This is a genomic window from Cobetia sp. BMC6, assembly GCF_029991385.1.
Lineage (GTDB): Bacteria > Pseudomonadota > Gammaproteobacteria > Pseudomonadales > Halomonadaceae > Cobetia.
The window spans coordinates 131179-155010 of the sequence record NZ_JAKUMF010000002.1 but is presented as its reverse complement, the minus strand read 5'-3'; the positions used below and the strand labels follow the sequence as shown (position 1 = coordinate 155010).

Genomic DNA, 23832 nt, shown 5'->3' with positions numbered 1-23832 from the left:
AGGAAGAGACGGTCATAGCGTCACCTCGTCAAGCTTGAGGTCGGCCCCCGCCAGTGCCAGCGCAATGCCACCGACATCACCCGCCCCCTGGGTAATCAGGATATCGCCCGGACGCAGCACGTTCTTGAGCAGGTCCGGCAAGGCACGCTTGTGTTCGACGAACAGCGGGTCCACCTGGCCGCGCTGCCGGATCGAGCCCGCCAGCGAGCGGCCATCGGCGCCCGGAATCATCGCTTCCCCGGCACTGTAGACATCCAGCAGCAACAGGGTGTCGACTTCGGACAGCACACGCACGAAATCTTCATAGAGATCATGGGTGCGCGAATAACGGTGCGGCTGGTAGGCCATCACCAGACGGCGCTGCGGCCAGCCGGCGCGCACGGCGCGAATCACCATCTCCACTTCGCGAGGATGGTGGCCATAATCGTCCACCAGCATCACGCTCTGCTCGCCATTGGGTGCCGCGAATTCTCCGTGCACCTGGAAGCGACGACCGACACCGGCAAAGCTTGCCAGCGCGCGAGCGATGGCTTCATCGCTGACACCGACATCGGTGGCGATGGCGATCGCCGCCAGGGCGTTGAGCGCATTGTGCTCACCCGGCATCGCCAAGGTGATCTCGAGCGGTGCATGGCCTTCCGGACGCAGCGCCGTAAAACTGAGCTGACCGCCTCCCTGGCGGAAATCGCTGATGCGGTAATCGGCATCGTCGCTGAAGCCGTAGGTCACGAACTGACGCTGAACACGCGGCAGCAGCTCACGCACGTTGGCATCATCGATACACAGCACCGCCAGACCGTAGAACGGCAGGTTGTGCAGGAATTCGATGAAGGTGTCCTTGAGGCGATTGAAGTCGCCCTCGTAGGTGGCCATGTGATCGGCATCGACATTGGTCACTACCGAGATCAACGGCTGCAGATGCAGGAAGGAGGCGTCGGACTCATCCGCCTCGGCGACCAGATACTCACCCTCGCCCAGACGGGCATTGGTGCCCGCGCTGGTCAGCTTGCCGCCGATGACGAAGGTCGGGTCCATGCCGCCTTCCGCGAGCAGAGTCGCGGTCAGGCTGGTGGTAGTGGTCTTGCCGTGGGTACCGGCAATCGCGATGCCCTGGCGGAAACGCATCAGCTCGGCGAGCATCTCCGCACGACGCACGACGGGAATGCGATGCTCCCGCGCCCAGGCGACTTCCGGGTTGGTGGTGTCCACCGCGGTCGAGACCACGACCACATCCGAGCCTTCGGCATTGATGGCCGCATGACCGATGGCGACACGCACGCCGCACTCACGCAGATGAACCGTGACGGCGGACTCCTTGAGATCGCTACCGCTGACCTCATAGCCCATGTTGCCCAGTACTTCGGCGATACCACACATGCCCACACCGCCGATGCCGACGAAATGGATACGACGGATGCGGCGCATACCTGCACCGCGATCAGAATTGCTAGCGTTCAAGGCGAGTCTCCATGCAGCCTGCCAGCATGGTCGCTACCGCATCGAGTTCCGCACTATTGCGGGCGCGAGCGGCCATGCCAGTGAGTATCTTGGGGTCGAGCAATTCTGCCAGCGTCTCGGCGAGGCGCTCGGCAGTCAACGTATTCTGGGGAATCAGGCGCGCGGCATCCGCCTTGACCAATACCGCGGCATTGACGGTCTGGTGGTCATCCACGGCGTGGGGGAACGGCACCAGCACCGCAGGGCGACCTGCCGCGGCCAGCTCGGCCACGGTCAGGGCGCCGGCGCGGCAGACCACGAGGTCTGCCCAGGCATAGGCCTCGGCCATATCACCGATGAACTCGCTGACCTCAGCCGTGACACTGGCTGCCTGATAGGCGGCGAGGGTCGCCTCCTGCTTGTCACGTCCGGCCTGATGGCGCACCACGGGACGCGAGGCTTCCGGCAGCAGGGCCAGCGCCGGCGCGAGCGTCTCGTTGAGCGCCTGAGCCCCCAGCGAGCCCCCCATCACCAGCAGATGCAACCCACGCTCGCCTGCCGCCTCGGTCGTATGCCCGGCGGCGCCGACGTCGGCGATCTCATCACGTACCGGATTGCCCACCACCTGAGCCCCGAGAGCCGGCGGGAAGGCGCCCGGGAAGGCGGCATAGACACGTGTCGCCATCCGCGCCAGCACCTTGTTGGTCAGGCCCGCGATGGCGTTCTGCTCATGAATGATCAGCGGAATGCCTTCAAGGCGCGCCGCGAGCCCGCCCGGACCACTGGCGAAGCCACCGAGGCCCACCACCAGCACCGGCTTGAGCTCACGAATCACGCGCCTTGCCTGAAGGACGGCGCGCGCGAGACGAAACGGGATCGCCGCATAGCCCGCCAGCCCCTTGCCGCGCAGGCCCGCGACCTCGACCCGATGCAGCGGGTAGCCGGCGTCGGGCACCAGACGGTTCTCGATGCCGCGCGGGCTGCCCAGCCAATGGATCTCGTGACCGGCCGCCGCAAGGGCACGCGCCAGCGACAGCGCCGGAATCACATGCCCTCCCGTCCCGCCGGCCATCATCAGCACGACGCCCTTGGAGACAGCGTCTACCGAGTCAACCGCCCCCTCGGGAGCGATGGTAGAAGAAGATGACGTCATGCCTGTGCTCCTTGCGGTGTCTCGGTCGGCTTCCTAGTCTTGCGGCGGGGCGCGGCGGCATTTCCTGTCGATGTGCGGGTCAGCTTGCGGGTCTCGGCATCGATACGCAGCAGTATCGCGATCTGCACGCAACTGACGATCAGGCTGGAGCCGCCATAACTCATCAGGGGCAAGGTCAGCCCCTTGGTGGGCAGCAGTCCGCTGGCCACACCGATGTTGATGAAGGCCTGCGCCCCCAGCACGAGGGCGATACCGTAGCCGAGGTAGGCGCTGAACGGCAAGCCGGCGAGTTCAGCGCGGCGACCGATCTTGAAGGCGCGGTAGATCAGCAGTCCGAACAGCGCCACCACGGCCGTCGCCCCGATCAAGCCCAGCTCCTCGGCCAGCACGGCAAATACGAAATCGGTATGCGCTTCCGGCAGATAGAACAGCTTCTGCACGCTGTTGCCCAGCCCCATGCCGCTCAGGTGGCCACGACCGAAGGCGATCAACGCCTGGGTCAGCTGGTAGCCACTGTCATACATGTTGGCCCACGGGTCGGTATAGGTGGTCAGACGCTCCCAGCGATAGGGCTCGGCGATCGCCAAGAGCCAGCCACCACCGCCCGCCAGACCCAGCAAGACGATGAACCCCCACCAAGCGACGCCCGCCATCAGCAGCATGCCCATCACGGCACCGCCCATGACCACGATGGAGCCAAAGTCAGGCTCCAGTGCCAACAGCACGATCATCAGCAACAAGGGAACACAGGGCAGAATGAGGCCATTGACGACGCTGGCGCGCACCTTGTCGAGGCGGCGGTCCAGATAGCCGGCCAGCCAGATCATCAGGCACAGCTTGGCGATCTCGGAGGCCTGTACCCCGCCGACCAATGGCAGCGGTATCCAGCGCTTGGCGCCGTTGATCTCGCGCCCGACCACCAACACGACCACCAGCAGCACGAAGCCCAGCATCAGCATCGCGAAGCTGCGCTGCTGCCAGGCGGACATCGGCACGCGCAACGTACAGAAGGCGGCCACCAGGCCGATCACGATGAAGATGCCGTGGCGCATGCTGTAGTAGAAGGCATTGCCATCGAAGCGCTCGCTCGAGATCTCGCTGGAGGCAGATGTCACCATTACCCAGCCGATACACAGGATCGCCAGCGCGCAGAACAGCAGCCAGCCGTCGACGGGCTGACGCTCTGCCGTCAAGGTGTCATGGACTCGCCGGGCCTTGTTACGCATCGCAGGCTTCCTTGTCGCTGCTGCCAGAGCCAGAATTGCCGTCAGCACCGGACATGATGTGCTGCGTGACCCAGTCACGGAACGCGTCGCCACGCGCCATGTAATTGGGGAACTGATCAAGACTGGCGCAGGCCGGTGACAGCAGCACGCAGTCACCCGCCTGTGCTATCTGTCGAGCATGACGCATGGCATCGCCCAGCGTCATGACTGGCGTCACGGTGACGTCATCGGCCAGGGCTTGCGTCAATAACGGCGCATCCTGTCCGAACACCACCACCTCACGGGCATAACGAGCCAATGGCGCCGCCAGCGGTGTGAAGTCCGCCCCCTTGCCCTGGCCACCGGCCAGCAATATCAGCTTGCCCTCGAGCGTCGGCCCGAGACCGGCGATCGCCGCCAGCGTCGCCCCGACATTGGTGCCCTTGGAATCATTGATCCAGCGCACGCCCGCCACGTCGGCGATCAGTTCGCCACGATGCGGCAGCCCCGCGAAGCTGGTTAGCTCATCGACCATCGCCACCTCGTCGAGGCCGATCGCCGTGCCCATCGCAAGTGCCGCCAGCGCATTGGCCTGGTTGTGGCGGCCCGCAAGACGCACCTCCGCAGCAGGCATCACGCCGCGCAGCTGGCCAGACTCGGCATGACACAGCGACAGCGTGCCGCCCTGCTCCGCCAGGCACCATTGCGCCTGCCTGGCAGCCTCATCGGTCGACTTATCGACCGACCCACCGAGCTGCACGCTGAAACTGACTCGCGCCACCGCATCATCTTCGGCCGGCCAGCTCCAGGCGTCATCGGCATTGATGACCGCAAGGCCTGCGCCGCGGAAGATGCCGCGCTTGGCGGCCTGATAGCCACGCATGCCATCGTGGCGATCCAGGTGATCTTCAGAGAGATTCAGGAAGCAGGCGACATCGGCCTTGAGCTCAGGCGTTGTCTCGAGCTGGAAGGAAGACAGCTCCAGCACGTAGAGCTCGGCATCGGGCTGCTCACGCAACAAGGTCAGCGCGGCAGTGCCCAGATTGCCGCCGACCGCCACGTCACGGCCGGCACGCGCGGCCATCTGCGCGATCAGCGTGGTCACGGTGGACTTGGCGTTCGAGCCAGTGATCGCGACCAGCGTGGGCCGCTTGCCCTGCGCGTCGCGGGCCTCACGCTCATCCAGCGCGCGCACGAAGAGTGCGATCTCGCCGACCAGCCGCTCGCGAATCCCATCGAACACCGCCTGACGCGGGTCAATGCCCGGACTGAGTACCACCTCGCCGAAGCGTGACAGATCCAGCGCTTCCAGGGGGCCAAGATGTACCTCGGCCTGCGGCGCATGCTCGCGCAGGCTCTCGAGGCCAGGCGGTGCGCTGCGGGTATCGGCGACGGCAAAGTCGATGCCGCGATCACTCAGATGGCGAGCGATCGCCTGTCCGGATACACCAAGACCGACCACCAGGGTCGGTCCTTTGGCAGGCACCGGCGAGGCCGGTGCTTGAGAGGTGACAGAGAGGGTCATCGCGAATGCGTCCTCAGCGAACCTTGAGTGTGGCCAGGCCAAGCAGCACCAGCACGACGGTGATGATCCAGAAGCGCACGATGACGCGCGGCTCCGGCCAGCCTTTCAGCTCGAAGTGGTGATGCAGCGGCGCCATGCGGAAGATGCGTCGCCCGGTCAGCTTGTAGGAGCCGACCTGCAGGATCACCGAGACGGTTTCCATCACGAAGACGCCGCCCATGATGAACAGCACGATTTCCTGACGCACGATGACCGCCACGACCCCCAGTGCCGCGCCGAGCGCCAGCGCGCCCACATCGCCCATGAAGACCTGGGCGGGGTAGGTGTTGAACCACAGGAAACCGAGGCCGGCACCCGCGATGGTGGCGCAGAACACGGCCAGCTCACCGGAACCGGCAATGAACGGAATGTGCAGATACTCGGCGAACTTCAGATTGCCCGAGGCATAGGCGAAGATGGCCAGGCCCATGGCGACCAGCACGGTCGGCATGATCGCCAGACCATCGAGGCCATCGGTCAGGTTGACCGCATTGGAGCTGCCGACGATCACGAAGTAGGTCAGCACCACGTAGAACACGCCCAGCGGGATGACGACGTCCTTGAAGAATGGCACCAGCAGGCCCGTCTCGGCCGGGGTGCTCGCCGTCAGGTACAGCACCACGGCGGCGCCGATGCCCACCACCGACTGCCAGAAGTACTTCCAGCGCGCCGGCAGGCCACGCGGATTCTTCTCCACCACCTTGCGGTAGTCATCGACCCAGCCGACGGCGCCGAAACCCAGCGTGACGGCCAGCACCACCCAGACATACAGGTTGGTCAGGTCGCCCCACAGCAGGGTGGAGACAGCCATCGACAGCAGGATCATCACGCCGCCCATGGTCGGAGTACCGGCCTTGGAAAGGTGAGACTTGGGGCCATCGTCGCGCACGGCCTGGCCGATCTGGCCATCGACGAGCTTGCGTATGACCCAGGGGCCCAGCCACAGACACAGCAACAGTGCCGTCAACGTGGCCAATACCACGCGCAGGGTCAGATAATTGAAAACCGTAAAGGCGCCATTGAATTGGGCCAGAAACTCAGCAAGCAGCAGCAGCATGACTCACATTCACCTTGATGCGTCGACCTTGAGCGCGGCAACGACATTCTCCATGCCAGCGCTGCGAGACCCCTTGACCAGAACACTGGCCCCGGTGGGTAGATGGTTACGGGCGTAAGCTTCCAGCTCTGCCCGCTCGATAAAGTGCTTGCCACCGGCCCCGAAGGCCTCGGCAGTCGCCTGAGCGCCCTCGCCGCAGGTGGCAATGAAATCTATACCCAGCTTGCGGGCGTGATCGCCCACCTCGGCATGCAGACGCTCGGCGTCTGCTCCGAGTTCGCCCATGGCGCCCATCAGACACCAGCGCGGCGCAGGCAGTGTCGCCAGCAGATCCAGCGCCGCCAGCATGGCGCCGGGATTGGCGTTGTAGCTGTCATCCAGCAGACGCGAGCCATTGATGCCTGCCACGACGCCCAGCCTGCCGGGCACGCTCTCGGCACTCTCGAGCCCGGCGATAACCAGATCACTGTCGATGCCCAGTGCCAGGCACGCCGCGGCGGCCGCCAGCGCATTGGCCACGTTGTGACGCCCCAGCAACGCCAGCTGAACACGGCCGAGTGAGCGGCCATCAAACGTCAGTTCGAAAGCATAACGCCCGAGTTCATCCGCGCCTAGCTCACGCGCCTGCAGGCGTGCCGGGCAATCAACGCTATCCACGGTGCCATCCGCAGCGCCATCCGCAACGCTGAAGTCGATGATATCGATCGCCTGACCAGTCGCGGCCAGCGCCTGCCAAAGTGAGAAGTAGGCGTCATCACGGTTGAGCACCGCGACCGGGCGTCGTCCTCCCAACGGGCTGAGGCCCGCCAGAATCTCGCCCTTGGCCTGGGCGATCTGACCCATGCCGCCGAATTCGCCGACATGGGCGCCGGTGACATTGGTGATCACCGCCACTTGCGGGCGCGCCAGGGCCGTCGTCCAGGCGATCTCGCCGAGATGATTGGCGCCCAGTTCGACCACGCCGTGCTGGTGGGCATCGCTCAAGCGCAGCAACGTCATCGGCAGGCCGAAATCGTTGTTGAGATTGCCGTGATTGGCGAGGCTTTCGGCCTCGAAACGCGCGGCATCCCGCACGAGGATGGCATGCACCAGGCCCTTGACGCTGGTCTTGCCACTGTTGCCGGTCACCGCGATCAACGGTTTCCCCCAGGCACGGCGACGCGCCGCCGCCAGCAGCCCGAAGGCCAGCCGGGTATCCGCGACGATGATCTGCGGCAGCGGGTCATCCACTGCCCGCTCGACAAGCGCCGCGACGGCGCCATTGGCGCGAGCCTGGGCGAGGAAGTCATGGGCGTCGAAGCGCTCACCCTTCAGCGCCACGAAAAGCGGCGCGGCCTGCTCGCCAAGCTTGCGGGTGTCCGTCTCGATGGCGCCCAGCGCCTGACCGCGCAATGCCGGTGGCAACTGCGCCCCGAGCACCGCGGCCAGTTCCTCGAAGGTACTCAGAGCGACGGGCTGTTCAGGCGCACTCATGCGTCACGCTCCTGACCTTCCAGCATCGAGAGCTCACGACGCTCCAGCGCCGCGACCGCATGGGCCACATCGGAAAACGGCAGTCGCTGACCATCGATCTCCTGATAGTCCTCGTGCCCCTTGCCGGCGATCAGGATGACATCATGCTCGCCAGCATCGCGGATGACCTGGGCAATGGCCTCACCACGTTCGGCGATATCCAGCACGCGCTCACGGGCATGGATACCGGCCATCATCTGCTGACGGATGGCGGCGGCATCCTCGCTACGCGGATTGTCATCGGTGATCACGACACGGTCGGCACCCTGTTCAGCGGCCGTGGCCATCAGCGGGCGCTTGCCGCTGTCGCGATCGCCACCACATCCGAGTACACACCACAGGCGCGCATCATCCCGCGCCGGCAGGTGGGCGCGCAGCGCGGCCAGTGCCGTCTCGACGGCCTCGGGCGTGTGGGCGTAGTCGACCACCACCACAGGCGCGCCATCACGGCTCAGGCGCTGCATGCGCCCCGGCACTGGCGTCAGACGCGGCGCGGCGGCAAACAGCCCCTCGAACGAATAGTCGAGGCCATGCAGGATCAGCATTGCCAGCAAGGCGTTGTCGAGATTGAAGCGCCCCATCAGATTGAGGCCCAGCTCGCGCTCGCCATCCGGCGTCGCGATCACGGCAACCTGGCCCAGCGGCTCGGGGAAGACATCCAGCACGCGCAGAGTCGCGACGTCATCACGCCCCATCGCCAGCACGCGCACGCCGCGCTGCATGCCGGCCAGCATCAGACGCGCCAGCGCATCATCGGCATTGAGCACCGCAAGCTTGAGTTCGGGCCGCTTGAACAGCTTCGCCTTGGCCGCCGCATAGGCCGCCATGCTGCCGTGGTAGTCAAGGTGGTCTCGCGAAAGATTGGTATAGCCCGCGACGGTGAAACGACAGCCATTGACGCGCCCTTGATCGAGCGCATGGGAAGAGACTTCCATCGCGATCAGCTCGGCACCGGCAAGGCTCAGGCCCTTGAGCGCCGCCTGCACGGCCAGGGCGTCGGGTGTGGTGCGCTCGCCTGCGACCAGCACGCCGGGACGCCCGATGCCGAGCGTGCCGATCATGCCGGCGGGCGTGCCCATCGCTTCGGCCAGCTCGGCGATGTAATGGGTGACGGAAGACTTGCCGTTGGTGCCCGTGACCCCGACCAGCGTCAGCGACTCGGGCACACTGAAGGCCTGGCGGCCCAGCTCACCGAGCTGCTCGCCCAGATTCTCGAGCCAGACGACTCTGGCATCATCTGAATGCAGCGCGAGACGTGCATCCCCGCCTGCAGGTCTTTCGGCCAGCACCAGCTCGGCACCGCGCTCGATCGCCGCGGCGATATAGTCTCGGCCATCGCTGGCGAGGCCGGGGATGGCAATGAATAGGGAGCCCTGCGCGGCTCTGCGACTGTCGATCGTCAGGTGCCAGTCATCGCGCGCGGCAAGCCGTGCACGCCAACCGTCATCGAGGGCGCCTGGCCACAACTCCAGCAATGCTGCCAGCATGTCTGTCGCCGTGGCCAACGGGCGCGCCAGAAACTCGTCCAGGCGCCTGGAATCGTGCGGTGAAGTCATGTCGGAAGACCTTCCTTGTTCCCGATGTCCCGGAACGTATTCACTACATGAGAAAAAAGACGCAGTCGCCTGCCCGAGGCCGACGACCATGCCACATGAAAAGCGTTACTCACCGACCTTGCTGTCCGGCGGCACATCCAGCAGGCGCAAAGCCTTGCCCACCACACGCCCGAACACAGGCGCCGCCACCAGACCGCCGTAATATTCTTCCCCTTTGGGGTTCTCGATCATCACCACGGTCACGATACGCGGATCAGACACCGGCGCCACACCCGCGAACAATGAACGATAGGCGGTCTTCTGATAGCCACCGGCCGTCACCTTGCGCACGGTGCCGGTCTTGCCGGCGATGCGATAGCCTTCGACCACTGCCCGCTTGGCAGGCCCGTTGGGCTGCACGATCTTCTCCATCATGCCGAGCAAGGCGTGCGCGTTGTCCGATGAGATCACCTGGTCGCCCACCGGTGGCGTCTTGACCTTGAGCAGCGACGGCGGCACACGACGGCCGTCGTTGGCGAGCGCGGTGTAGGCACTGGCCAGTTGCAGCGCCGAGACGCTGATACCGTAACCGTAGGAGATGGAGGCCCGCTTGCTGCGCGACCAGTTGGTCGGCGGCGGCAGCACGCCGGTCGTCTCGCCCGGGAAGCCGGTGCCCGGCGCCTGGCCAAGGCCCAGCTCATAGTAGCGATTCCAGACCGCATCATCCTCGAGACTCAGCGCCATGCGGCTCATGCCGATATTCGAGGAATGGTAGAGAATGCCCGCCATGTCGAGCTTGCCGTAGTTGCGGAAGTCACGAATGGTGAACTGATCGACTCGCATGTAACCCGGCGTGGTATCAATCACCGAGTCCGGCTGATACTTGCTGGAGGCAAGGCCGGCGCTCATCGACAGCGGCTTCATCACCGAACCGGGCTCGAAGGCATCGGTGATCGCGCGGTTACGCAGCCCGGCGGGATCGAGCCCGGCACGGTTGTTCGGGTTATAGGACTTCTGATTGACCATCGCCAGCACTTCGCCGGTGCGCGCATCCATCATCACCAAGGTGCCGCCATCTGCGCGGTGCTCCGCCACGGCCGCCTTGAGTTCGCGGTAGGCCATGTATTGCAGACGCAGGTCGATGGAGAGCGTCAGGTCGCCACCGGGCTTGGCTTCGCTGATCAGATGCAGGTCACGCACCAGGCGCCCCTTGCGGTCCTTGAGCACACGTCGCTTGCCCGGCGTGCCGGAAAGGTAGGAATTGTAGGCAAGCTCGAGCCCTTCCTGCCCCTTGTCATCGACATTGGTCACGCCGATCAACTGGGCGGAGACTTCTCCGGAGGGGTAATAGCGCTTGTATTCCTGCTTGTGGCTGACGCCCGGAATGTCGAGGTCAATGGCTGGCTGAGCCTGCGGCGGGGTCATCTGGCGCTTGATGTACATGAAGCCCTTGCCGGCATCACGATAGCGGCGGACGCGTGCGATCAGATCATCCGGCTTCTGGCCCAGCGCGCGCGCCAGCAATGACAATCGCACGGGGTCATCGGGCACCTTGCGCGGGTCGGCCCATAGAGTGATGACAGGCGTGGAGATCGCCAGCGGCTCACCAGTGCGATCGGTGATCATGCCGCGGTGAGCATTGATGCTGTCGACACGCAGGGTGCGTGCATCGCCCTGATCCTGCAGGAACTGCTGATCGAAGAGCTGGAGATAGCCGATGCGGCCGACCAGAGCGACAAGCCCGGCCAGCACGATGAAGAGCATGATGCGATAGCGGGCCGGCCCCATGGCCGCGCGTGCGCTCTTGCGGGCACTACTTGCGGCCTTGGTACGAGCGGGCGTCTCAGCGCCGGCGGCTTTGCGCGGGCGAGACGAAGGCGGGCGACGCGCGGCCATCAGCGAATGACCTCGACATCGTGGACATCCGGGACGCGCATCTCGAGTCGCTCGATGCTGATGCTTTCGATACGCGCCGGTGCCGACCAGGCGCTCTCCTCGAGCAGCAGCCGCCCCCAGCGTGCACGCGCGTCATCGCGCGCCGCTTCCAGCTTCTGCAGCTGGGCATATTGGCCGCGCGAGAGGTGGGAGCTGATCACGACGGCAGCGGCAGAGCCGAGCAGACTGAGCATCAGCACCGCGAAACACAGGTGACGCCAACGCATCTGCACCTTGATCGGCCAGTTACCCGTCCAGCCCTCCTGTCTCCGTCCCGCCATGCCGACTCCCTAATCACTCTGAACGTGATGCCCCGCATCACGAATATCCTTGCAGACTGCCAACGTGCAAACGCGATGTTCGCTCACTTGTTTGAAGCGCCCGGCGCATTATGTCAGCAAGTGGCGTTAGCCGCTAAGAGTTGCAGCACGGCAACACTTGTGTCGCCCTTTCACCACAGCCCACTTGCGCGCGCGCCTGCCGGTAGGCAGGCGCAGAAAGAGGCACGATTCCCCAGAGGGTGCACAGACGCTATTTGAGCTTTTCAGCAATGCGCATCACCGCACTGCGCGAACGGACATTGGCATCGACTTCGCTTTGCGAAGCCTTCTGCGCCTTGCCCACCAGCTTGAGTCGCTTGTTGAGCTGGTCTTCGCGGATCGGCATGCCTCGCGGGGCCTGATCGCCCCGCGCCTTGTCACGCATGAAGCGCTTGACGATGCGGTCTTCCAGCGAGTGGAAGCTGATCACGACCAGACGACCGCCGGGCTTGAGCGCCTCGAGACCGGCATCCAGCGCGCGGGTCAGCTCATCCAGCTCTCCATTGATGTGAATGCGGATCGCCTGGAAGACACGCGTCGCCGGGTGCTTGTGCTTCTCCCAGTTGGGATGGGCATCCTTGATCAGGCTGGCAAAGTCGCCGGTACGCGTGATGGGACGCTCGGCGCGACGCTCCACTATGGCGCGTGCCAGACGCTTGGCATAACGCTCCTCACCGTAGGTCTTGAAGACCCAGGCCATGTCCTCGGCGCTGGCACGCGACAGCCACTCGGCGGCGCTCTCGCCACTGGTGGGGTCCATGCGCATGTCCAGCGGGCCATCATTCATGAAGCTGAAGCCACGCTCGGCATCATCCAGCTGCGGGGATGACACGCCGATGTCAAGCAGGATGCCATCCAGCTGACCGTGCACGCCCTCATGCTCGGCATACTCGCCAAGACGCGCGAATTCACCGGCATGGATACTGAAACGCTCATCATCGATGGTCGCGGCTTCCGCCAGCGCCTGGGGGTCACGATCACAGGCGATCAGACGTCCCTCGGGTGCCAGACGCGACAGGATCAGACGCGAATGGCCACCGCGACCGAAGGTGCCGTCGAAGTAGACGCCGGCAGTGTCCTGAATCAGACCATCGACCGCGCCATCGAGCATGACACTGACATGCGCGAAGCGATCAGCCACTTCGACGGACTCGGTATCGACAGACTCGGTAACGGAAGGAGCGCTGGGCTTGGACATGACGAAACTCTGGACCTTGGCACGCGATGCGAGCAGTGAAAGCCGGTGGCAATGGACACCGACAGCATAAGAGCGGAGACAACACCTGCGTGCAGCAGACAAGCGGCTGAAACACGAGTTCAAGTGCCATAACCGACAACCGGCGCCTGTCACGGCTGCGTGTTCGTTGCCATCCAACTGCAATGGTCTTCACGAAACACGCAGCGGACGGCGCCGGTCATGCGAATTCAAGGTGTGCTGCCATCACTCGCATCGCGAAGAATGGCAGCACACTGACGTTATAAGGCGGGAGATGGCCGATAAGCCGGGTCTTGTCGTGGACAGTCATTCATCTAGGCCCTGAATCACTTCAGGGCTCAAGCAACCAACCCGCCCCCACTGCGGGCAGCAGCATAGGGGCCTATTTGGTCTTGCTCCAGGTGGGGTTTACCTCGCCGCGAACTGTTACCAGCCGCGCGGTGCGCTCTTACCGCACCCTTTCACCCTTACCGGTCAGCCGAAGCTGACGTAGGCGGTCTTCTCTCTGCTGCACTTGCCGTCGGCTCGCGCCGCCCAGACGTTATCTGGCACCTTGCCCTATGGAGCCCGGACTTTCCTCCCCCAGCTTGCGCTGGCGGCGACTGTCTGGCCGTCTCCCAAGCGCGCAAGACTACCAGTGTCATGGGCCTTTCACAAGACGAAGCCCGCGCAGGCCGAACAATGGCAGCGGCAAAAAGTTCTGGCGTGACAGAGGTTTGCCTATTCCTCCGCCGCGTCCTTCATGGCTTGCGCCTTGGCATACCAGGCTTTCTTGCGCCCGCCCACCAGACGTGTGGCGATGGCGGCCATCTGCTTGACGCCGACGCCCTCCTCGAACAGCACCTGCAACAGGGCGTCGCCTTCGACACTGGCCGCCTCGTCGCCGTCACGTGCCGGCGCGCCTTCGATCATGACCACGAACTCGCCGCGGGTCTGATCACTGTCAGCGTCCATCTGCGCCAGCAGCTCGGCTGCCGTGCCATCGAGAAAGGTCTCGAAGGTCTTGGTCAGCTCACGCGCCAGCACGACCCGGCGCTCGCCAAGCACCTCGCGAATATCGCCGAGCAGCGCCTGGATGCGGTGCGGAGACTCGTACAGCACGTGGGTGGCGCTATCCTCGCGCAGCGCGGCAAGGCGCGCCTGACGCGGGCCGCCCTTGTGGGCCAGAAAACCTTCGAAGGTGAAACGATCCGTCGGCAGACCCGCCGCGCTGAGGGCGGTGATCAACGCACACGGCCCCGGCAGCGGCACTACCTTGAATCCACGCTCGCGCAATGCGCGCACGACGATGAAACCGGGATCGGAGATCAGCGGCGTGCCGGCATCGGAGACCAGCGCGACGCGCCGACCTGCCTCCAGCGCCTGACATAGCTGATCGACACGGCCACGCTCGTTGTGATCATGCAAGGACATCATGGGCACTTCCAGCCCCAGGTGACGCAGCAACCGCGCACTGTGGCGGGTATCCTCGGCTGCGATCAGGTCCACTTCTCCCAGCACCCGCGCGGCGCGGGGACTGAGATCATCGAGGTTACCAATCGGCGTGGCGACCACGTACAATACGCCTTCAGAAGACTCGGACATTCAATGCTTCGACTCGTTGAACTCAATGGTAGAAATGGTCGTCAGACACAGGCAGATTGCCTTGGGACATTTCATCCGAAGGACGCTGCATGCGTGGCCCTGATCGACCGAGTGCCATGATGCCTTTCACCCTTCATCACAGTAGGTGGCGATGCAGCCCTGACCACATCGCCCATCAGCCAAGGGACCGTCGTACATGCGCCAGACATGGAACCGTGCATCAGCCAATACGCTGGGCACTTCGTCAGCCATCCGGCAGGAGGCCGCGCGCCGTTCACGTTCCGGCCTGAGAACGCTGGCGGGCCTCGCCGCCTCCGCCCTGCTGCTGGCAGGGTGTGCCGGACAGTCACCGCTTTCAAGCGGCCCCGGGGCCGATGCCCTGCTCGCTCAGGCAGAGCAGCAACAGGGTCAGCAAGCGGCCAGTACGCGCCTGCAAGCTGCGGACATCCTAGCACGCAGCGGCGACAACGCGCAGGCGATCACCATCGCATCCGACATCGATCCGGCAAGCCTCGAGCCGCAGAAACGCGTGCTATGGGCCCTGCTGCTGTCGCGCATCGCGCTTGAGCAGCAGGACGGCTGGAACACGATCCTGGCCACCTCGGTGCTCGAGGACGGCATACAGATGTCCAGCGATGACCAGCGCACACTGCGCAAGCGACGCGGCCTGGCACTCGGCATGGTCGGCGAACCCCTGGCCAGCGCCCAGACCTTGATCGCCCTGCAGGCCGACAGCGATGACCTGAGCATCAACGACACCCTGTGGGAGCAGCTCACGCGCCTCTCGCCCACTCAGCTCAATGAGCTGGCCAGTGCCAGCCCCACCGCCAGTGACTGGACGGACCTGCTGCGTCTGCAGCGTCGCTTCGGTGGCAACATCGACCAGATGTTCTCCGCCATCAACGACTGGTCGGACGCCAATCCGCAGCACCCCGCCGCGCGCCAGATGCCGCAGGGCATTCTCGACCTGCGTGAGCTGTCCGGCCAGGAGGTGCGCAAGATTGCCGTCTTCCTGCCCGAGTCCGGTTCACTCAAGCGGATCGCCCAGGCCATCCGTGAAGGCATCGAGGCACGCCATCGCAGCGCCATCGACAATGCCGAGGCCACACCGCAGCTGAGCTTCTATGATACCTCGAGCGCGGATCTCAAGACCCTGTATGCCCGCGCCACCATGGATGGCGCCCAGGTTGTGCTCGGCCCGCTGGACAAGAAGCTGGTCAGTCAGCTCGAGACCCAGAACAGCCTGCCGCTGCCGACGCTGGCCCTCAACTACGGCACCCATGACAGCAACCGTGCCGACAACCTGCTCCAGTACGGCCTTTCCGCCGAGGACGAAGCCCGCCAGGTCGCCATGCGCGCCGCACTCGACGGCCATCGTGGCGCCGCTGCGCTGGTGCCCAACAATGCCTGGGGCCAGCGCGTCTACAGCGCCTTCCGCGACCGCTTCGAGCAGGAAGGCGGCGATATCGTCTCCGTCGAGCGCTACAACCCCAAGGGCGCCGTCAGCTCAGCCGTCAAGGACCTGCTGTCGGTCTCCAGCCAGGATCAGGCGCGCATGAAGTCCGCCAAGAAATCCGGCAGCAGATACGGCCGCGCCCATTCCGGCAACATCGACATGATCTTCCTGCTGGCGCTGCCGAGCTATGCTCGCCAGGTTCCGCCGATGCTGGACTTCTACTACGCGGGCGACCTGCCGATCTACGGCACCTCCCATCTCTATGATGGCGCACCGCAGCCCGATCAGGATGGCGACCTCAATGGCGTCGACTTCGTGGACATTCCTTGGGAAGTGCCGGAAGCCTCCTCAGGCGGCAAGGCATCCCTGCCGGAAGTCGATACCTACCGCGCACTGTCCGATGCTTCACCGCGCATGCTCAAGCTCAACGCCATGGGGGTCGATGCCTATCGTCTGGCCCAGCGCGTACCGCTGATGCTGGCCGGTGCGGGCGGCGAACTCTTCGGCGCCACCGGCAGCCTCTTCCCGCGCCACGATGGTCGCATCGAGCGCACGCTGCCCTGGGCGGAATTCAGAGGTGGCGTACCGCGTCCGCCACTGAAAGGCGCCAACAGCCGCACCGTCGAAGCCTACACGCCCTGACATGGCACGCACCGGCTCGCCCTCTGACAAGGCGCACCCGCCTCCCCAGCGTCGCGCCCGAGCGCGCGGCGCCGTCATCGAGGCCGAGGTAGAACAATGGCTGGCAGCGCGTGGCCTGACACCCGTCACTCGCAACCAGCATGCCAAGGGCGGCGAGATCGACCTGATCATGCGTGACGCCGAGACCCTGGTCTTCATCGAGGTGCGCTACCGGGCCAACTCCCGCTTCGGCAGCGCACTGGAAAGCGTGACCCATACCAAGCAACGCCGGCTGATCACTGCCGCGCGTTTTTATCTGGCCCAGCACGGGCTATCATGTTCCTGCCGCTTCGACGTGGTAGGCGTGGAGGGGGCTTCCCCTCGTTCCATTCACTGGATTCGCCACGCCTTCGAAGCGTTCTGAAGCCAACGACCAAGAGCCATCATGGATTTCCAATCGCGTATTCTCGGCCACTTCAACGCCAGCATTGACACCAAGACCTACGCCAGCGAAGTGCTGCCGCCCTTCATCGAAGCGGCCAGCCAGATGATGGTCCAGAGTCTGGTCAATGACGGCAAGATCCTGGCCTGCGGCAACGGCGGCAGCGCCGGCGACAGCCAGCATTTCTCCTCCGAGCTGCTCAACCGCTTCGAGCGTGAGCGCCCAAGCCTGCCAGCCATCGCGCTGACCACCGACACCTCCACGCTGACGTCCATCGCCAACGACTACAGCTACAACGAGGTGTTCTCCAAGCAGATCCGCGCCCTGGGTCAGCCCGGTGACATCCTGCTGGCCATCTCCACCAGCGGCAACTCCGCCAATGTGGTGCAGGCCATCCAGGCGGCTCACGACCGCGACATGCGCGTCGTGGCCTTGACCGGCCGTGACGGTGGTGACATGGCGTCACTGCTGGGCAGTGAAGACTGCGAGATTCGTGTCCCCGCCACCTCTACGGCACGCATCCAGGAAGTCCATCTACTGGCCATCCACTGCCTGTGCGACCTGATTGATCATCAGCTGTTCGGCAGCAACGAGTAATCCGCGCGCCCCACGGCATTCACCAGGAGAAAACGGCATGACGCCCAAGAACCTGCTTTCCCTCATGGCCACCGCCGGCTTCCTGACGCTAGCCGGCTGCACCACCGTCGCCGACCTGACCAACAGCGGCCCGATCGACGAAGACTATGGCGATCGCACCCTGGGCGCCCAGGTGGAAGACGAGAGCATCGAGACCAAGATCGAGGTCAATCTCGGCAAGACCGATGCCCGCTTCAATGATGCCCACGTCAACGTGAACTCCTACAACGGCATGGTGCTGCTGACCGGCCAGGTCGCCAGTGACGAGCTGAAGCAGAAGGCCACGGACATCGCCAAGGATGTGCGTCGCGTACGCCAGGTGCACAACGCGCTGGAAATCAGCGCCAATGCCCCGGCCAGCCAGCGCGTGCAGGACACCTGGCTGACCACGCGCGTCAAGGCCACGCTGGCGGCGGATGCCAACATCGACTCCGGCCGCATCCTGGTGCTCACCGAGAATGCCAGCGTCTACCTGATGGGTATCGTGACCCGCGCCGAAGCCGACCAGATCGTCAGCAAGGTCTCCGAAGTCGGCGGTATCCAGCGTATCGCCAAGGTCTTCGAGTACCTCGACTGATCGAGGTGGCGCGCTTGCATACCTGACATGCAAAGCGCCCTGAACGAAAAGTGCCCTGAATAAATAGCACCCAGAATAAAAGATGCCCCGCAGGCCGAAGCCTGCGGGGCATTTTTCATGACAGGAGCGACACCAGGCGGACAATGGCCAACCCTCATCCATCGCCCCACCTGCCGACAGGATTACTTGATCACGCGCAGCGAAGGACGCCCCTTGCGCGGCGGCTTGGGCTGATCATTGTCATCAGCGCCCTGCTCGTCGCTGGCCGAGTCTGACGCCTGCTCTTCACCGGCGACTTCGGCATCAGCGCCTGAGCCTGACTCGATGGGCGCATCCGCTGATTCCGAGACAGGTGCCTCTTCCTCGGCAGGAACACTGCCGACACTGGCCAGCGTCGGGCGCGCCGCGGCGGCCGGCTCGGCATCTGGCGCGACTTCACCGAATGTCATCTCATCGGCACCCGGCATCACCGGCTCGTGACCGAAGACCATACCGACACCGTTTTCACGCGAATACAGCGCGACCAGAGCCGCCGTCGGCACACTGACGTGCATCGGCTGGCCACCGAAGCGGGCATTGAAGCTGACCCCTTCATTGGCGATCAACAGATCACGCACCGCACCGGGTGCGATATTCAGCACGATTTGACCATTCTGGACATGTTGACGCGGTACCTGGACACCTTCCTGCTCGGCGTCCACCACGATGTACGGCGTATTGTCGTTATCCAGCAGCCACTCGTAGAGTGCGCGTGCCAGATAAGGGCGACTGGAAAGCATGGGAGAACCTCTTGAACTGCAATGAGTGTCAGCGACGACCGAAGTCCATTCCGCCAACGGGCCGACGCCCCGCACATCGCTCACATCCGTCATTCACGGACTGATGAGCGAGGGCGAAAGCCCGAATGCGTGACCGATCGATCAGTGACCGAAGGGTCACGCACGGATCAGATGCGCATCTCGCGCTCGGCCTCGGACAGCGACGCCTTGAAGGCATCACGCCCGAACAACCGCTCCATGTAGGTCAGCAGCGGCTTGACCTGCTTCTCCGGCAGCTCGATTCCCAGTGTCGGCAAACGCCACAGGATCGGGGCAATGCAGGTGTCCACCAGCGAGAACTCGTCGCTCATGAAGAACGGCATGTCGTCGAAGATCGGGGAAATGCCGATCAGGCTTTCACGCAATTCCTTGCGCGCCTTGTCGGCTTCCTTCTTGGTGCCTGTCTGGATGGTTTCCATCATCGGCACCCATTCGCGCTCGATGCGATGCATCCACAGACGGCTCTGGGCGCGCGCCACCGGATACACCGGCAACAGCGGCGGATGCGGGAAACGCTCGTCCAGATATTCCATCATGACCTTGGACTCGTAGAGCACCAGGTCGCGATCCAGCAGCGTCGGCACACTGTTGTACGGGTTCAGGTCGGCCAGTTCGGCCGGACGGCTGTCATCATCCACATCTATGATATCGACTGCCACACCCTTCTCGGCCAGCACGATCCGTACACGGTGGCTGAAGTGGTCGTCACCACCGGAGTAGAAGGTCATCGATGAACGCTTGGCCACAACACCCATGAAACTGTCCTCGCATCTGTTCGAGACATGCCCGTGTCAGCTTTTGGCCTGACAAACGGGGATAAGTTTCCTCTGGCCTGCCCTTGTCACAACGGGCCCTGCCAGAGGGTCAGCCTGCGCCACCTCGAGGCGACGCAAGCGGGCGCGCGACTGATCAGCCGCGCGCCCGTCACTGCCGGCTCGCCATTATCACTGAGACCCCGCCCCGGGGGCCATCAATGAATGTCGCGCCAGTATTCCTTCTTGAGAAGATACGCCAGCAAGGTAAAGATCAGAATGAATATTAACACCTTGGGGGCCATGCTCTCAGCCTTGAGTCGCGAAGGCTCGCCGACATAGGCCAGAAAATTGGTCAGATCCCACATCGCCTGATCGAACTCCCCAACCGTCATGCTGCCAGGCTGGGTGATCTCTAGAATATCACAGGACGCATAACGCCCCGTGTCGGGATCCATTTCCGCCCCCGCTACCGCCAGATCACTCTGCCCACAGACCTTTTCCTGCACGCCCTGCAGCGGTTCCAGTACATGCGGCATGCCGACCTGGGGGAAGACCGCATTGTTCACGCCCCACGGACGTGACGCATCGCGATAGAAGCTTTTCAGGTAGGTGTAGATCCAGTCAGTGCCGCGCAGACGCGCCTCGAGCGACAGATCCGGTGGCGGCGTGCCGAACCAGCCGGCCGCGTCTTCTTTCTGCATGCCCGTGCGCATGGTGTCATTGATCTTGAGCGCTGGCGAGAGAATCAGATATTGCTCGACCAGGTCCTCGGGCATCCCCAGATCCTCCGCGGCGCGCGAGTAACGCTGATATTGCAGGCCATGACAGCCGAGACAGTAATTGGTGTAAAGCTGCATGCCACGCTGCAGCGAGGGCTGATCATGCAGATCCGGCTGCATCGTCTCCAGCGGCACCGCACTGCTCGCCGCGCTCACCATACCCGACCCCATCAGACTCACTACGGCCAGCAACCCTGCTGCCAGCCCGCGTTTGAGCCACCCCTTTGCCCCACCCATCAGCGCGCTCATCGGCCCGTCACTCTGTCAGGCACCGCAAGCGTCGTCTCGAAGCGCGTATACAGCGGCATCAGTATGAAGAAGGCGAAATATGCCCCGGTCGCCAGCTGCGCGATGATCGTGCGCTCATGCGTGGGCGGCATCACCCCCAGTACGCCCAGCGTCACGAAACTGACCACGAAGATGACGATGGCGATACGCGACAGCCAGCCCTTGTAGCGGATCGAGCGCACCGCCGAGCGATCCAGCCACGGCAGCACGAACAGGATGGCGATTGCCAGCCCCATGACTACCACGCCCCAGAACTTGGCATCCACGCCGAACAGCGGATAATTGACCGCGCGCAACATGGCGTAGAACGGCGTGAAGTACCATACCGGCGCGATGTGCTCGGGCGTCTTGAGCGAATTGGCCGGCTCGAAGTTGGGCGTCTCCAGGAAGTAGCCGCCACCTTCGGGGAAGTAGAAGATCACCGCACAGAACACGAACAGGAAGACGCCGACGCCGACGAGGTCCTTCACCGTGTAATAGGGATGGAACGGAATGCCATCCAGCGGCTGCCCCGCCTCGTCCTTCCTGTCCTTGATCTCGATGCCATCGGGGTTGTTCGAGCCCACCTCGTGCAGCGCCACCAGATGCAGCACCACCAGCCCGACGATCACCAGCGGCAAGGCGATGACATGCAGCGCAAAGAAGCGGTTCAGGGTGATTCCCGAGATCAGATAGTCGCCACGAATCATCTGCGCCAGATCTGCCCCGATGACCGGAATCGCCGTGAACAGCGAGATGATCACCTGCGCCCCCCAGTAGGACATCTGCCCCCAGGGCAGCAGATAGCCCATGAAGGCCTCGGCCATCAGTGCCAGATAGATGCACATGCCGAAGATCCATACCAGCTCGCGAGGCGCACGGTAGGAGCCATAGAGCAGGCCACGGAACATGTGCAGATAGATGACCACGAAGAAGGCCGAGGCGCCGGTGGAATGCATGTAGCGGATCAGCCAGCCGTACTCCACATCGCGCATGATGTACTCGATGGAGGCAAAGGCCTCCTCGGCACTCGGCGTATAGCTCATCGTCAGCCAGATGCCGGTCAATATCTGATTGACCAGCACCAGCAAGGCCAGCGAGCCGAAGAAGTAGAAGAAGTTGAAGTTCTTCGGCGCGTAATAGCCGGTCAGGTGGTCCTGCAGAAACTGGGTGGCCGGCAGACGATCATCGATCCAGCGCATGATGCCGCGCGGCGCCTTGGCACGGTTTGGATTCCCCATCAGGCAGCCTCCTCGTCGACACCCACCACCAGCACCTGCTCACTCTCGTAGCGATGCGGCGGCACCTCCAGATTCGAAGGCGCCGGCACTCCGGTGAAGACTCGCCCGGCGAGATCGAACCTGGACCCATGGCAGGCACACAGATAGCCGCCCGGCCAGTCCGCGCCGAGATCCGCCGCGCCGATCTCGGGACGATAACCAGGTGAGCAGCCCAGGTGCGTGCAGATTCCCACCAACACCACATATTCCGGCTTGATGGAACGCAGCACGGCATCGACATAAGGAGGCTGCTGGGGACGCAGTGACTCGGGGTCCTGCAGCTCTGCGGGAGGGATGGCGCGGATATCGGCGATCATCTCGGGAGTGCGACGCACCACCCACACCGGCTTGCCGCGCCACTCGATGGTCATCTGCTGGCCGGGTGCCAGCCGCGAGATATCCGCCGTGACAGGCGCGCCTGCCGCACGGGCACGCGCACTTGGCTGCCAGGACGCTAGAAAGGGCGTTGCGATACCGACCACCCCTACCGCCCCGACCACGGCAGTTGCGCTGACGAGGAAGCGGCGTCGCCCTCGGTTCACAGCATGATCTGACATTTTATTGTTATCCCCCAAACACTACCGCTTGATGCTGGGCCATCCACTTGCCGAGCATTTGATGCTTGCTTGTATTAAAGGGCAAGAACAGAGCGCTCACAACTCAAGAAAGCCACCTTGACCAAAGCCGCTTTCGTCAATCGTGTAGCAAGACCGCAAAAAAAACGCCCAGCGCCCTTGCGGGCACTGGACGTTCTTGTGGTCGACGCGAGTTCTCTTAACGCTTGGAGAACTGCGGACGACGACGGGCCTTGCGCAGGCCGACTTTCTTACGCTCGACTTCACGGGCGTCACGAGTGACGTAACCGGCGGCGCGAAGGGCCGGACGGAAGTCTTCGTTGTAAGCCATCAGGGCACGAGTGATGCCGTGACGGATAGCGCCGGCCTGGGCAGAACCACCACCACCAGCAACAGTGACGTAGACGTCGAACTGTTCGGTAGTTTCGGTCAGCTCGAGCGGCTGACGAACAACCATGCGGCCTGTCACACGACCGAAGTAGTCGTTCAGGTCACGCTGGTTGACGGTGATTTTGCCGGTGCCCGGCTTCAGGAAGACGCGCGCGGTAGAAGTCTTGCGGCGCCCGGTACCGTAGTGCTGCTGTGTCATGGCGATGCTTCCCTCAGATGTTCAGTTCTTGCGGCTGCTGCGCAGCGTGCGGATGCTCGGAGCCAGCATAGACTTTCAGCTTGGACTGCATGGCACGACCCAGCGGGCCCTTCGGCAGCATGCCCTTGACAGCCAGTTCGATCACGCGCTCAGGCTTGTGCTCGATCATCTGGTTGAAGTTCATGGAGCGCAGGCCGCCCGGGTAACCGGTGTGACGGTAGTAGGTCTTGGCTTCTGCCTTGCGACCGGTCACAGCGACTTTCTCGGCGTTGATGACGACGATGTAATCGCCAGTATCAACGTGCGGAGTGTACTCGGCTTTATGCTTGCCGCGCAGGCGACGAGCAATTTCGGTAGCCATACGGCCCAGCGTCTTGCCGGCTGCGTCGACGACGAACCAGTCACGCTGGACGGACTGCGGCTTAGCAGTAAACGTCTTCATGGATGAATCACCTATAGTCGGGTCTTGCACTTGTGTGCGCGACCAATCCCTATTTTTCTTGGTTGTCCGACGTCTGG

22 protein-coding genes and 1 other RNA gene are annotated in these 23832 nt (G+C 63.8%); 4 read left to right on the top strand and 19 right to left on the bottom strand.

Annotated features, from left to right (window positions below; all coding sequences use genetic code 11):
- Nucleotides 1–12 precede the first annotated feature (12 nt).
- The 12 genes from murC to rsmI form a co-directional block, all read right to left on the bottom strand.
- Nucleotides 13–1425, bottom strand: coding sequence for a UDP-N-acetylmuramate--L-alanine ligase (gene murC / locus MKZ40_RS04905; protein WP_175088392.1), 1413 nt, complete (start codon nucleotides 1423–1425; stop codon nucleotides 13–15).
- Nucleotides 1426–1447: 22 nt separating this feature from the next.
- Nucleotides 1448–2509, bottom strand: coding sequence for an undecaprenyldiphospho-muramoylpentapeptide beta-N-acetylglucosaminyltransferase (murG, locus tag MKZ40_RS04900; RefSeq protein ID WP_175088393.1), 1062 nt, complete (start codon nucleotides 2507–2509; stop codon nucleotides 1448–1450).
- Nucleotides 2510–2586: 77 nt separating this feature from the next.
- Nucleotides 2587–3816, bottom strand: coding sequence for a putative lipid II flippase FtsW (gene ftsW / locus MKZ40_RS04895; protein WP_175088319.1), 1230 nt, complete (start codon nucleotides 3814–3816; stop codon nucleotides 2587–2589).
- Nucleotides 3809–5320 carry a UDP-N-acetylmuramoyl-L-alanine--D-glutamate ligase gene (gene murD, locus MKZ40_RS04890; protein ID WP_175088320.1) on the bottom strand — a complete coding sequence of 504 codons (1512 nt, stop codon included), beginning with the start codon at nucleotides 5318–5320 and terminating at the stop codon, nucleotides 3809–3811. The genes ftsW and murD overlap by 8 nt, the downstream gene beginning before the upstream one ends.
- Nucleotides 5321–5333: 13 nt before the next feature.
- Nucleotides 5334–6416 (bottom strand): phospho-N-acetylmuramoyl-pentapeptide-transferase, encoded by a 1083-nt coding sequence (mraY, locus tag MKZ40_RS04885; protein ID WP_175088321.1) that lies wholly within the window; start codon nucleotides 6414–6416, stop codon nucleotides 5334–5336.
- Nucleotides 6417–6425: 9 nt separating this feature from the next.
- Complete coding sequence (gene murF / locus MKZ40_RS04880; protein ID WP_175088322.1) at nucleotides 6426–7889, bottom strand: UDP-N-acetylmuramoyl-tripeptide--D-alanyl-D-alanine ligase; 1464 nt, start codon at nucleotides 7887–7889, stop codon at nucleotides 6426–6428.
- Nucleotides 7886–9484, bottom strand: coding sequence for a UDP-N-acetylmuramoyl-L-alanyl-D-glutamate--2,6-diaminopimelate ligase (locus MKZ40_RS04875; RefSeq protein ID WP_254626949.1), 1599 nt, complete (start codon nucleotides 9482–9484; stop codon nucleotides 7886–7888). The genes murF and MKZ40_RS04875 overlap by 4 nt, the downstream gene beginning before the upstream one ends.
- 105 nt (nucleotides 9485–9589) lie before the next feature.
- The gene (locus tag MKZ40_RS04870; protein WP_054555193.1) at nucleotides 9590–11251 is read right to left on the bottom strand and encodes a penicillin-binding protein 2; all 1662 of its coding nucleotides are present in this window, start codon (nucleotides 11249–11251) and stop codon (nucleotides 9590–9592) included.
- A 107-nt stretch (nucleotides 11252–11358) separates the two neighbouring features.
- The gene (gene ftsL, locus MKZ40_RS04865) at nucleotides 11359–11679 is read right to left on the bottom strand and encodes a cell division protein FtsL (protein WP_175088323.1); all 321 of its coding nucleotides are present in this window, start codon (nucleotides 11677–11679) and stop codon (nucleotides 11359–11361) included.
- A 250-nt stretch (nucleotides 11680–11929) separates the two neighbouring features.
- A complete protein-coding gene (gene rsmH, locus MKZ40_RS04860; protein WP_175088324.1) occupies nucleotides 11930–12916 on the bottom strand; it encodes a 16S rRNA (cytosine(1402)-N(4))-methyltransferase RsmH in 987 nt (328 codons plus the stop codon).
- Nucleotides 12917–13200: 284 nt separating this feature from the next.
- Nucleotides 13201–13552: RNase P RNA component class A (gene rnpB / locus MKZ40_RS04855), an RNA gene on the bottom strand.
- Nucleotides 13553–13654: 102 nt separating this feature from the next.
- The gene (gene rsmI, locus MKZ40_RS04850) at nucleotides 13655–14518 is read right to left on the bottom strand and encodes a 16S rRNA (cytidine(1402)-2'-O)-methyltransferase (RefSeq protein ID WP_175088325.1); all 864 of its coding nucleotides are present in this window, start codon (nucleotides 14516–14518) and stop codon (nucleotides 13655–13657) included.
- Nucleotides 14519–14714: 196 nt separating this feature from the next.
- Here rsmI and MKZ40_RS04845 point away from each other — a divergent pair, with 196 nt between their 5' ends.
- Genes MKZ40_RS04845 through MKZ40_RS04830 form a run of 4 tightly spaced genes read left to right on the top strand, consistent with a single transcriptional unit; the run spans nucleotide 14715 to nucleotide 18250 of the window.
- Nucleotides 14715–16616, top strand: a complete 1902-nt coding sequence (locus MKZ40_RS04845; RefSeq protein WP_175088326.1) for a penicillin-binding protein activator — start codon at nucleotides 14715–14717, stop codon at nucleotides 16614–16616.
- Between the two features lies 1 nt (nucleotide 16617).
- Nucleotides 16618–17019 (top strand): YraN family protein, encoded by a 402-nt coding sequence (locus MKZ40_RS04840; protein WP_175088327.1) that lies wholly within the window; start codon nucleotides 16618–16620, stop codon nucleotides 17017–17019.
- A 21-nt stretch (nucleotides 17020–17040) separates the two neighbouring features.
- Nucleotides 17041–17634 carry a phosphoheptose isomerase gene (locus MKZ40_RS04835; RefSeq protein ID WP_043332512.1) on the top strand — a complete coding sequence of 198 codons (594 nt, stop codon included), beginning with the start codon at nucleotides 17041–17043 and terminating at the stop codon, nucleotides 17632–17634.
- 37 nt (nucleotides 17635–17671) lie between these two features.
- Nucleotides 17672–18250, top strand: coding sequence for a BON domain-containing protein (locus MKZ40_RS04830; protein WP_054555092.1), 579 nt, complete (start codon nucleotides 17672–17674; stop codon nucleotides 18248–18250).
- 182 nt (nucleotides 18251–18432) lie between these two features.
- On the opposite strand, the gene MKZ40_RS04825 is transcribed toward MKZ40_RS04830, so the two are convergent.
- The 7 genes from MKZ40_RS04825 to rplM form a co-directional block, all read right to left on the bottom strand.
- Nucleotides 18433–19029, bottom strand: coding sequence for a ClpXP protease specificity-enhancing factor (locus tag MKZ40_RS04825; RefSeq protein ID WP_175088328.1), 597 nt, complete (start codon nucleotides 19027–19029; stop codon nucleotides 18433–18435).
- Nucleotides 19030–19196: 167 nt separating this feature from the next.
- A complete protein-coding gene (gene sspA / locus MKZ40_RS04820) occupies nucleotides 19197–19823 on the bottom strand; it encodes a stringent starvation protein SspA (RefSeq protein WP_043332516.1) in 627 nt (208 codons plus the stop codon).
- Between the two features lie 215 nt (nucleotides 19824–20038).
- Nucleotides 20039–20839 carry a cytochrome c1 gene (locus MKZ40_RS04815; protein ID WP_175088395.1) on the bottom strand — a complete coding sequence of 267 codons (801 nt, stop codon included), beginning with the start codon at nucleotides 20837–20839 and terminating at the stop codon, nucleotides 20039–20041.
- An 8-nt stretch (nucleotides 20840–20847) separates the two neighbouring features.
- Complete coding sequence (locus MKZ40_RS04810) at nucleotides 20848–22110, bottom strand: cytochrome bc complex cytochrome b subunit (RefSeq protein ID WP_175088329.1); 1263 nt, start codon at nucleotides 22108–22110, stop codon at nucleotides 20848–20850.
- Entirely contained in the window at nucleotides 22110–22706 is a 597-nt protein-coding gene (gene petA, locus MKZ40_RS04805) for a ubiquinol-cytochrome c reductase iron-sulfur subunit (protein WP_175088330.1), read from the bottom strand. Before petA ends, MKZ40_RS04810 begins: the two co-directional genes overlap by 1 nt.
- Nucleotides 22707–22923: 217 nt before the next feature.
- Nucleotides 22924–23313 carry a 30S ribosomal protein S9 gene (gene rpsI / locus MKZ40_RS04800; RefSeq protein WP_043332522.1) on the bottom strand — a complete coding sequence of 130 codons (390 nt, stop codon included), beginning with the start codon at nucleotides 23311–23313 and terminating at the stop codon, nucleotides 22924–22926.
- A 13-nt stretch (nucleotides 23314–23326) separates the two neighbouring features.
- Complete coding sequence (rplM, locus tag MKZ40_RS04795; RefSeq protein ID WP_043332524.1) at nucleotides 23327–23755, bottom strand: 50S ribosomal protein L13; 429 nt, start codon at nucleotides 23753–23755, stop codon at nucleotides 23327–23329.
- Between the last annotated feature and the right edge of the window lie 77 nt (nucleotides 23756–23832).

Excerpts from the sequence above, each read along its gene's own strand:
- murD (WP_175088320.1), bottom strand. The coding sequence starts at position 5,320 with ATGACCCTCTCTGTCACCTCTCAAGCACCGGCCTCGCCGGTGCCTGCC.
- MKZ40_RS04870 (WP_054555193.1), bottom strand. The coding sequence starts at position 11,251 with ATGGGGCCGGCCCGCTATCGCATCATGCTCTTCATCGTGCTGGCCGGG.
- MKZ40_RS04825 (WP_175088328.1), bottom strand. The coding sequence starts at position 19,029 with ATGCTTTCCAGTCGCCCTTATCTGGCACGCGCACTCTACGAGTGGCTG.
- murC (WP_175088392.1), bottom strand. The coding sequence starts at position 1,425 with ATGCGCCGCATCCGTCGTATCCATTTCGTCGGCATCGGCGGTGTGGGC.
- murG (WP_175088393.1), bottom strand. The coding sequence starts at position 2,509 with ATGGCCGGCGGGACGGGAGGGCATGTGATTCCGGCGCTGTCGCTGGCG.
- MKZ40_RS04845 (WP_175088326.1), top strand. The coding sequence starts at position 14,715 with ATGCGCCAGACATGGAACCGTGCATCAGCCAATACGCTGGGCACTTCG.
- MKZ40_RS04835 (WP_043332512.1), top strand. The coding sequence starts at position 17,041 with ATGGATTTCCAATCGCGTATTCTCGGCCACTTCAACGCCAGCATTGAC.
- rsmI (WP_175088325.1), bottom strand. The coding sequence starts at position 14,518 with ATGTCCGAGTCTTCTGAAGGCGTATTGTACGTGGTCGCCACGCCGATT.
- ftsW (WP_175088319.1), bottom strand. The coding sequence starts at position 3,816 with ATGCGTAACAAGGCCCGGCGAGTCCATGACACCTTGACGGCAGAGCGT.
- rplM (WP_043332524.1), bottom strand. The coding sequence starts at position 23,755 with ATGAAGACGTTTACTGCTAAGCCGCAGTCCGTCCAGCGTGACTGGTTC.
- MKZ40_RS04875 (WP_254626949.1), bottom strand. The coding sequence starts at position 9,484 with ATGACTTCACCGCACGATTCCAGGCGCCTGGACGAGTTTCTGGCGCGC.
- MKZ40_RS04815 (WP_175088395.1), bottom strand. The coding sequence starts at position 20,839 with ATGGGTGGGGCAAAGGGGTGGCTCAAACGCGGGCTGGCAGCAGGGTTG.
- rsmH (WP_175088324.1), bottom strand. The coding sequence starts at position 12,916 with ATGTCCAAGCCCAGCGCTCCTTCCGTTACCGAGTCTGTCGATACCGAG.
- MKZ40_RS04810 (WP_175088329.1), bottom strand. The coding sequence starts at position 22,110 with ATGGGGAATCCAAACCGTGCCAAGGCGCCGCGCGGCATCATGCGCTGG.
- mraY (WP_175088321.1), bottom strand. The coding sequence starts at position 6,416 with ATGCTGCTGCTGCTTGCTGAGTTTCTGGCCCAATTCAATGGCGCCTTT.
- murF (WP_175088322.1), bottom strand. The coding sequence starts at position 7,889 with ATGAGTGCGCCTGAACAGCCCGTCGCTCTGAGTACCTTCGAGGAACTG.
- petA (WP_175088330.1), bottom strand. The coding sequence starts at position 22,706 with ATGTCAGATCATGCTGTGAACCGAGGGCGACGCCGCTTCCTCGTCAGC.
- rpsI (WP_043332522.1), bottom strand. The coding sequence starts at position 23,313 with ATGACACAGCAGCACTACGGTACCGGGCGCCGCAAGACTTCTACCGCG.
- ftsL (WP_175088323.1), bottom strand. The coding sequence starts at position 11,679 with ATGGCGGGACGGAGACAGGAGGGCTGGACGGGTAACTGGCCGATCAAG.
- MKZ40_RS04840 (WP_175088327.1), top strand. The coding sequence starts at position 16,618 with ATGGCACGCACCGGCTCGCCCTCTGACAAGGCGCACCCGCCTCCCCAG.
- sspA (WP_043332516.1), bottom strand. The coding sequence starts at position 19,823 with ATGGGTGTTGTGGCCAAGCGTTCATCGATGACCTTCTACTCCGGTGGT.
- MKZ40_RS04830 (WP_054555092.1), top strand. The coding sequence starts at position 17,672 with ATGACGCCCAAGAACCTGCTTTCCCTCATGGCCACCGCCGGCTTCCTG.